Source organism: Kitasatospora griseola (genome assembly GCF_014648555.1).
GTDB classification, from domain to species: Bacteria; Actinomycetota; Actinomycetes; order Streptomycetales; family Streptomycetaceae; genus Kitasatospora; species Kitasatospora griseola.
In genome coordinates this window covers 26,942-32,756 of sequence record NZ_BMRI01000053.1, presented here as the reverse complement: position 1 = coordinate 32,756, position 5,815 = coordinate 26,942, and the positions used below count along the sequence as shown (strand labels likewise).

Annotated in this window: 5 protein-coding genes and 1 pseudogene; 4 read left to right on the top strand and 2 right to left on the bottom strand. The window is 72.9% G+C overall.

The features are described from left to right. Positions 1-701: pseudogene (locus IEZ12_RS35115) on the bottom strand (hypothetical protein); the annotation flags it as partial. Between the two features lie 316 nt (positions 702-1,017). Between IEZ12_RS35115 and IEZ12_RS40295 the strand changes: the two are divergent. Then, entirely contained in the window at positions 1,018-1,416 is a 399-nt protein-coding gene (locus tag IEZ12_RS40295) for a hypothetical protein (RefSeq protein WP_189278148.1), read from the top strand. 62 nt (positions 1,417-1,478) lie between these two features. Then, positions 1,479-2,366, top strand: a complete 888-nt coding sequence (locus IEZ12_RS35105) for a hypothetical protein (protein WP_189278146.1) — start codon at positions 1,479-1,481, stop codon at positions 2,364-2,366. A gap of 88 nt (positions 2,367-2,454) precedes the next feature. On the opposite strand, the gene IEZ12_RS40290 is transcribed toward IEZ12_RS35105, so the two are convergent. Beyond that, on the bottom strand, positions 2,455-3,360 hold the full coding sequence (locus IEZ12_RS40290; RefSeq protein WP_268250300.1) for a thioesterase II family protein: 906 nt from the start codon (positions 3,358-3,360) through the stop codon (positions 2,455-2,457). A gap of 115 nt (positions 3,361-3,475) precedes the next feature. On the opposite strand from IEZ12_RS40290, the gene IEZ12_RS35095 reads away from it, so the two are divergent. Together IEZ12_RS35095 and IEZ12_RS35090 are read left to right on the top strand one after the other, a co-directional pair. Further along, on the top strand, positions 3,476-3,805 hold the full coding sequence (locus tag IEZ12_RS35095) for a helix-turn-helix domain-containing protein (RefSeq protein WP_189278142.1): 330 nt from the start codon (positions 3,476-3,478) through the stop codon (positions 3,803-3,805). Positions 3,806-3,812: 7 nt separating this feature from the next. Beyond that, the coding region (locus IEZ12_RS35090) for a hypothetical protein (RefSeq protein ID WP_229848587.1) at positions 3,813-5,815 on the top strand (2,003 nt) is incomplete at its 3' end.

Here is a 5,815-nt window from a genome sequence, read left to right as displayed (position 1 = left end):
TCGCCACCTCCATCGTCGCCGCCGGCGTCAACCTCCCCGCCCGCGCCGTCATCGTCCGAGACACCCAGATCGGCATGAGCCGCATCGAAGTGTCCATGGTCCAGCAGATGTTCGGCCGCGCCGGCCGCATCGGCGCCGGCGAACGCGAAGGCCACGCCTACCTCCTCACCACGCCCGGCGAACGCCACCACTGGCAGGCCCGCCTGGCCGCCGGATACACCGTCACCTCCCGCATCCGCGACCGCCTCCCTGACCACCTGCTCGCCGAAGCCGTCCAGAGCCGCATCCACACGCTCGCCGACGCCGAACACTGGTGGGAAGGCACCTTCGCCTTCCACCAGGGCCAGCACCCCTTCGACCCCCTCCACGACGCTGCCGACTTCCTCACCGACGCCGCCTACCTCACCCGCACCCCCGACCCCGACGGTGGCGACGACCGCATTGAAGCCACCGAACTCGGCCGCCTCACCAGCCGCTTCATGGTCGACGCCGACCTCGCCTCCACCCTCACTGACCACCTCGCCCACCACCTCGCCCCCCGCCCCGCCCCCCACAACCCGGACACCGCCGAAGACACCCTCATCACCGCCCTCTCCACCCACCTGCCCACCCTCGAACAGGCACCCTTCACCGACCGCGCCAAAACCGAGCTCTACAACGTCCTGCGCACCCTCACCGACCCCGCCGAGGACCCCGACCACTTCGACGACGAAGACGAGGAGGCCGACACCTGGCAGCCGGTCGCCGGCGACCTCGCCCGCGCCGTCCTCCTCCTCGTCGCCCGCGAACCCCGCGCGTTCAAGGGAAACCTCTCCTACATCCGCGGCATCCCCGCAGCCTCCATGGCCCCCGTTCTCGAAGACGCCCAGCTACCTGGCCTGGCTCGGCGCGCAGGGCCACCTCGCCACCGTCCACCCCTGGATCGCGACCGTCGCCGCCGACCTCGCCCAACGCATCCGCTGGCGCACCCTCGGCCTCACCCGCGGCGCCGGCCGCCTGCTGTGGATGTGCGAACAAATGGCCACCCCTGCCCACGCCCGCACCCTGATCCCCGAAATGTGGAAAGCCGCCCGCTCCCGCCACATCGATTCCCCGGACTGGCCCGGCACCACCCCGCCCGGCGCCTGCCGCCTCACCCCCGCCGACTACCGCACTCTCCTCGCCATCCGTACCACCGGGACCACCGTCACCCTCCACCCCGACCACGCCCGCATCACCGGCCCCTGCGGGGCTATCGCCGTCACCTGGAACGGCACCGCACACACCCGCCACACCATCGGGAACACGCCGGTCGCCCTGCCCTACCCGTCACCCGTCCCCGACGATCCGTCGGCTGGCCGCACCGGTGTCGCCGTCTTCACCCGCGGCGACCGCACCGCCACCGGGTGGGGCGGCGTCTACAACGCGCTGGCCTGACCTCGTCCGTTCCACGTGCGCCGATCGGACCGAACGCAGATCAACCTGAGCTTGGAGACCGCATGACGACGTCGCCTCATGACCGCAGACCGACTTCCGCCGAGCAGGGACCGGACGCCCTCGAAGGCATTGTTGCCCGCGTGCTGGCCGCGGTTGCCGGCCACGGCATGACGGCGATTTCCCAAGTGCCGTCCAGCGGCGGGCCGTTGGTCGAGCTGGGGGACGAGCACATGGATCCGGTGGCCTTCACGAACCTGGCCGCGGCCGTCGGCGCCCGGTTGTTCTACTTCCGCCGAGAGCGTTTCGATCCGGAACTGTTCAGCGATGCCGGCGTGCCGGACGGCGGTGCGGGCCCCCGTCTGCGGGCCCTGGTGGCGGAAGCCTCGGCGCACGAGGGCCGCGTGAGCGCTGTCGAGTTCGCGTTCCAGGCGGACGGAGTGCTCCATCTCTGGCGGCAGGAAGACAGCTGGTGCGCGGATCTGGAGAACCGCCTCGACGACGAACTGGACGGGATGGCGGCGGAGCCGACGGACGGGGAACGGCGTGAGCGGGCCAGGCTCAGCGGCTCGCGCGTCGACCAACTCGTGGCCGGACTCCTCCAGTTGCCGGAGTTCCGCCTGGCTGCGAGCCAGTCCAGGCAGCGCGTCGTCGCCTACCATGCCTTCCCCGAACTGGTGGAGGCGCCCAACAGCTGGCAGGTCCTGGAGCAGGCCGGCACCGCGCGGCAGAGCGCATTCGACGCCGCCTACGAGGGATGGGAGGACCAACTGCCCGTGCTGGCCGGGGAACTGGCGCAGACGGCGTCGTGGCAGGAGGCGACCAACCAGCGAACCCGCTTCCACCGGGCACAGGAATTCCTCCAGCAGCGGGCCGACGGCTACCCGCCGGCCCGGCGCCTCGTCGACCTTCTTCTCGACACCCCCGGTCTCAGGCCACAGCGACGGCGGTGACAGCGGGAGCCGCCGACGGCGCGGCCGCCCGGTCGGATCCCGCCCGCAGGCGGTGTCCCCCCACCGGGACGGCTTTTGCCTCCGGGCTCTACGGCGAGCGGTCCTCGGCAGCCGTGCTGTGGAGCAGGGTACCGAGGACGTCGAAGATGTCCACGTGCCGGAAGTGGAAGTGCCCGCCGGGGAACGGGTGCGTACGGAAGGCGCGGGCGGTGTGGTGCCGCCACTGTTCGACGGCGGGCAGGGGCACGGTGTCGGCCTCGCCGTAGAAGGCGTCGATCGGCACGGGCAGGGGGTCCTCAGCACGGTGCCGGTGGCCGTCCAGCAGTTGGAAGTCCGCGCGTATCGCCTGCAGCGACATGGCCATGAGGTGCGGATCGGCGAGAACGTGCTCGGGGATGCTGTCGTAGGAGTCGTTCAGCGCGCGTATCAGCTCCTCGTCCGGCAGGGTGTGCCACGCATCCCGCCGCCGCTGCGTGCCGGGGGCCGCGTGAGCCGAGACGATGAGCCGCCGCGGGAGCGGGCGGCCGCGGGCGCGCAGGGCCCGCGCCGTTTCGAAGGCCGTCAGTGCTCCCAGGCTGTGTCCGAAGAACACGAACGGCGGCTCGAAGTCGGTCTCGTCCAGCAGCGCCGTGACCAGGTCGGGCAGCCGGGTGAGGGAGGGCTCGCTCACGCGGGGGCCGCGGCCCGCCGGGCAGATGCCATACACCTGGTCCCCGGCAGCCGGTGGCCCCAGCGGACGTACTCGCTGGGCAGTCCGCCGGAGTGCGGGAAGCAGCACATGGCCGAAGGAGGAGGCCGCCGGATCGCGGCGCGGCGCCTCGGCCACGACCGCGCAGGCGTTGGTGCCGCCCACCCCGAGCGAGTTGACGGCCGCGATCCGGGGCACCAGGCCAATCGAGATGTTCTGCAGGTCGCTCTCGCCGGTCCAGGCTGCCGCCTTTTGCCGCGTACGTCTCTCCTCGTCCGTCCGGCCAGGAGCGGGCGGAGCACGCATCGATCTGTCAACCGCCATGTGCGCTAGTTGTGGCTTTCAATGAGATGTTTATGCGAGTAGCAAGGCTGCTATTGAAGAGCCTTTTAATGCTACCTTCTTGGATGGGAGGTATGTGATGTCCGAGATTTTCGCGGCGGTGGAAGCGCTGCTGGCCAGGGCCCGGGACGGCGGTGACCTGCCGGAGCCGGCGGAGCGGGAGCGGTTGCGCAAGGCCGCCGGTCTGACGCAGGTCGAGGTGGCCGAGGCCCTGAGTACCCGGCGGGAGACGTTCGCGAAGTGGGAGAGCGGCGCCGCGCAGCCGCGCGCACCGAAGCGAGGCGCCTACGCGTTCCTGCTCGCGGGCCTGGCCGACATTCACGGCGTCCAGGGCCCCGACGGCTGGCTCACCCTCGCCCGCCGGGCCCGCCCCCTCGACACCAGCGCCGACGCTGCGGAAGGCAAGTGACACCCTGATGGATCGCAGGACGTACACCGCCGAGCTCGCCGGCCTGCGCGAGCTGCGCACCGAGATCACCGCCGCCGAGAAGCAGGTCGCCGCCGCGCAGAAGGAACTGGACAGGCTCACCGCCCAGCGCGCACGCCGCGTGGCCGGACTCGCGGCGTACGAGGGCGCCCAGGCCGCGCCGATCGCGAAGGCCTCCGGGCTGTCGGTCGGCGACGTTGTGCGGATCGCCCCACTGCTGGACCCGACCCCCGCTGCCGTGCGCGCCGCCAGGAGCGACGACCAGGCCGCTGCAGCCGCGCCCGCCCCGGCGCCCGCGGCGGGGCCGGCCGCCGAGCCCGCCACCGCCACCGCCGTCGCTCCGGCGCTCACCCGCCCCGCAGCCGTACCCGAACAGCCGGCCCCGGCCGTCCCGGCCGTCCCGGCCGTCCCGGCCGCCCGGGCCGTCGAGGCGCCGGCCGCCGGGCAGCCCGTCGCACCGCAAGCAGGGCCGGCCGCCGAGAAGACAGAACCCGGCGTACAGGCCGCCTCGACCCCCACGACCGCGCCGGTCCGGGGGGCCGGAGAGCAGCAGGCAGGCACGCCGGCCGGCCCGCGTGAGCTGCCGACCCTCCCCGAGGGCCCGGCCGCCGCCCGCTTCGAGGCCGTGACCACCGGGCTGGTCTCGAAGCGTCCGAACTTCGTTCAGCAGGCCCGCTCGACGGTGTTCCTGGACGCCGCGACCGGCGACCTGGCGGTGCGCGACCGCGTGGTGCGCCTCGACCTCGGCGCTCGCACCCCGGGCGAGATCCTGGACGCCGTCCTCGCGGCCGCGCCCGGTACCGAGCGCATCTACATCACCGCCGGCGCCCCCTGGCACGACGGCGCCGAGCGCTATTCCACGCTCAAGGACGCGGTCGCCGCCTGGCTGAACACGGCGTCCGAGCGGTGGACGACCGCCGTCGGTACGGGCCGCGACAAGCTGGCCGGGCACTTCGTCCACCAGCGCCAGCCCGTCGGCCGCTACGTCCCCGCCGCCTCCCCGGACGGCCCGGTCACGGAGATCCGCTCGATGGGGGAGTGGTTCGACCCCGACGGCGTGGACGTAGTGACGTGCCGTCAGGCGTTCACGCTGCTGTGGCAGGCGCTGCGGCGGCACTGGGACGATGCGGTGCTGATGGGCTCGCCGTCGCAGACGGGCCGGGACTTGTGGTCGCGCACGATCCCCAGCAGCGGGAAGTGGGCGGGCGGCTACCCGGTCCTGTCGGAGGAGCTGCGGGGCCTGCTGCACGCGACCGGCGGCCAGGGCCGCACCGAGCTGATCCTGCCCCCGCGCGTCCCCGAGCAGCTCCCCGCCCTGGTGGAGTACGACCGCACGTTCGCCTACGCGAAGCACTTGTGGAAGTCCCCGGTCGGGACGCCGCGCCGGATCACCGCGGCCGGGTTCGCGGCGATGACCGGACCGGAGCAGGTCAAGGCGCTGATGTCGTGCTCGCACTGGAACGTGCGGGTGGCGGTCCCTCAGGGCTGGAACCACGTCGGCCTGCTTCCCGCCCCGGTGACCGGTGACCGGGCCTGGGTCTACCCCTCGACGCCGGGGGAGACCTTCGTGACGTGGGCGGGCGGCGCCGAAGTCCACCTCGCCCTGTCGAACCACATCGCACCGTGGAAGGTTGAGATCCTCGGCGGCCTCCTCTTCGAGGACGGCAAGCCGCTGGACGAGTGGGGCAAGCGCCTCAAGGCCGCCTGGGCGGACCTGACGAACCTGTCCCGCGCGCACGCCGACGAGCGCCAGCGCCAGGCCGCCTACCTCGCTTCCCGCGCCGTGCGCTCCGTGCTTCTGTTCGGCCTGGGCGGTTTCGCGCAGCGCCCGCGCCTGGTCTCCGGCACCACGCCCGTCGGCGAGGCGCTGCCGGCCGGAGTCGAGATCCTCGGGCAGGACGGCGACACGGTCACCTGGCAGCGGCAGGCCGGCTTCTCCCGCGACCCGTACGCGCACCCGGAGTGGGCGGCGTACGTGTGGTCGGGGGCGCG